The sequence below is a fragment of the Nodosilinea sp. P-1105 genome, assembly GCF_012911975.1.
Classification (GTDB): domain Bacteria; phylum Cyanobacteriota; class Cyanobacteriia; order Phormidesmidales; family Phormidesmidaceae; genus Nodosilinea.
Genome location: NZ_SMDQ01000148.1, coordinates 1 through 2,037 on the forward strand (window position 1 = coordinate 1; position 2,037 = coordinate 2,037).

At 49.0% G+C, this 2,037-nt stretch carries 3 protein-coding genes; all 3 read left to right on the top strand.

Annotation, left to right across the window (positions count from 1 at the left end; translation table 11 throughout):
• The first annotated feature begins 855 nt into the window (after positions 1–855).
• Genes E1H13_RS26395 through E1H13_RS26405 form a run of 3 tightly spaced genes read left to right on the top strand, consistent with a single transcriptional unit; the run spans position 856 to position 1,961 of the window.
• A complete protein-coding gene (locus E1H13_RS26395) occupies positions 856–1,335 on the top strand; it encodes a GNAT family N-acetyltransferase (RefSeq protein ID WP_169617936.1) in 480 nt (159 codons plus the stop codon).
• A gap of 9 nt (positions 1,336–1,344) precedes the next feature.
• Positions 1,345–1,581, top strand: coding sequence for a type II toxin-antitoxin system Phd/YefM family antitoxin (locus tag E1H13_RS26400; RefSeq protein WP_169617935.1), 237 nt, complete (start codon positions 1,345–1,347; stop codon positions 1,579–1,581).
• A complete protein-coding gene (locus E1H13_RS26405; RefSeq protein WP_169617937.1) occupies positions 1,578–1,961 on the top strand; it encodes a type II toxin-antitoxin system VapC family toxin in 384 nt (127 codons plus the stop codon). The genes E1H13_RS26400 and E1H13_RS26405 overlap by 4 nt, the downstream gene beginning before the upstream one ends.
• Positions 1,962–2,037: the final 76 nt, after the last annotated feature.

Sequence of the window (2,037 nt, forward strand, 5' to 3'; positions counted from 1 at the left end):
CCCGCTAGTGTTCAAGCGGATGTCCGCCTTGGAATGTTCAACCAGTAATGGGAGGGCAGCATCAGCAGACAAGGTCAAATGTCGAAGCACCTTCAGAGCCAAATTGAGGGTGCAGGCTAGGGCAAGAACTTCGACAAGCTCAGCCGAACGTTGCTAAGGATAATGCAAATGAATCCTTGATGAGGCTTCGTTAATTGTAAGTGCTCGAAATGGCTGACACGAGCATGTTGGGGCAGATGGGAGTGGGTAGCGTCTAAATACTCACCGAGAACACCCCGCCCCCGGAGTAAAGAGGAGTCCTAAGGCAACCACATCTCCACCCCGTGCGGAACGAGGCAACCCCGATAGAGTCCTGAGTCTGCCGTCAGAGTCAGGTAAGCAATGGGTAACCAAAGCCGAAATCTCTAGCGGGTACAGGATGTCCCAAGAAGCGCTCGCGAAGCGTGGGCGGAGCCCGTAACGCCGTCAGTCGAAAGGCAAGCGGAATCCATAACGCGACGGATAGGGCAACAGGCCCAACCCGAAAGGGTGCAGACGTGGGACAGGTGATCGTCTTGGCTGAAGGTGAGATGAGACTTAACTGGCGGGAAAAGTTAGGTACAGGCTTCGGTTTGTAAACGTAACCGTCAGGACAACTCGTAAGGGTTGTTAAGAATCGGAGACACTGAATCTCAAGACGTTGCTTGAGCCGTGTACGGTGAAAGTCGTATGCACGGTTCTGAGGGGAGGGAGGGGGCCATATCTAAAACCTCCTCCTTTACCCGACTGCTTGGGGTTCTGGCTGGGACTGTCTTCCAATTCCACTGGTCGGGATGCAGAGCTAAGATCGGGTTTTATAATCTTCTATCAAGGCTCATGGAATGGATCGTCATCGCTCGCATTTCAGAGTTTGAGGCAGAATCAATGAATCATCTTGCCGAGGAAAGTTTATCTCAAGGGTTCCGGTTTTTTGAAAGACTGATTCCAGAGTACAGTAGCGGATTGAATTGCTTCGATCGGTTTGGTGAAATGCTACTTACAGCCTCAGTGCAAGGTGCAATCGTTGGGATCGGTGGGCTGAATCAAGATCCATATTTCAATCATCCTAAAGTTGGAAGGTCGCGACATTTGTATGTCGAGTCAGGTTGGCGTAAGCGTGGAGTAGGACGGTTGCTGGTAACTCAGCTTATTCACGCAGCCAAGCAGCATTATCAATTATTGACGTTGCGAACCGATACCCCAGCCGCCGCCGAGTTTTATCAGAAACTGGGATTCAAAACGCATCCTAGCTGGGAACATACGACCCATCATTTACAATTGAGTCAGGAAGAGGATGATCCCTTGAGCTTATACTGAGGCTTTTTTATGCTAAATGTGACAGTTGATGAGATTCAGCGCGATCCTTCAAAGTATCTGCGCCGGGTGGAGGCAGGTGAAACCATTGTGATTGTTCAAGCAGATAAAGCGATCGCTGAACTGAGACCCATCAATAGGAATAAGCCATTACGACCATTTGGATTATGTGCAGGGGAGTTTACTGTACCAGATGATTTTGATGCTCCATTGCCAGAAGATCTTCTCAGTGCATTCGAGGGCAAATGAGGATTCTGCTAGATACACACATCTTTCTATGGTTCATCAGTGGCGATACCCAGTTGTCAACAGATGTTCGAGATGCAATTCGCGATCCAGACAATGAGGTTTATCTGAGCGCAATTTCAGTCTGGGAAGCAATTGTCAAGTACCAGTTGGGCAAGCTACCTCTACCGGAGCATCCCGAAACTTATTTACCCAAACAGCGCGATCTGCATCAAATTGCTAGCCTTGCTCTTGACGAAAGCAGTGTGATTCAATTGGCTAAATTGCCACTATTAAATCGCGATCCATTTGACAGAATGCTTATCTGTCAAGCCTTACAGAATGATCTGACAATTGCGACAGTAGATTCAGCAGTTCGTGCTTACTCAGTTAGTGTCATGTAGCAGCGCAGCCCAACACTGCGTTGGTGCGGACGGAACGGAGTTTATCGATGAGAATTCGAGTGTGTCTGCCGCCGCA

What these genes read in the sequence shown, in the direction of transcription:
- E1H13_RS26395 (WP_169617936.1), top strand. Translation starts at nt 856, where the DNA reads ATGGAATGGATCGTCATCGCTCGCATTTCAGAGTTTGAGGCAGAATCA.
- E1H13_RS26400 (WP_169617935.1), top strand. Translation starts at nt 1,345, where the DNA reads ATGCTAAATGTGACAGTTGATGAGATTCAGCGCGATCCTTCAAAGTAT.
- E1H13_RS26405 (WP_169617937.1), top strand. Translation starts at nt 1,578, where the DNA reads ATGAGGATTCTGCTAGATACACACATCTTTCTATGGTTCATCAGTGGC.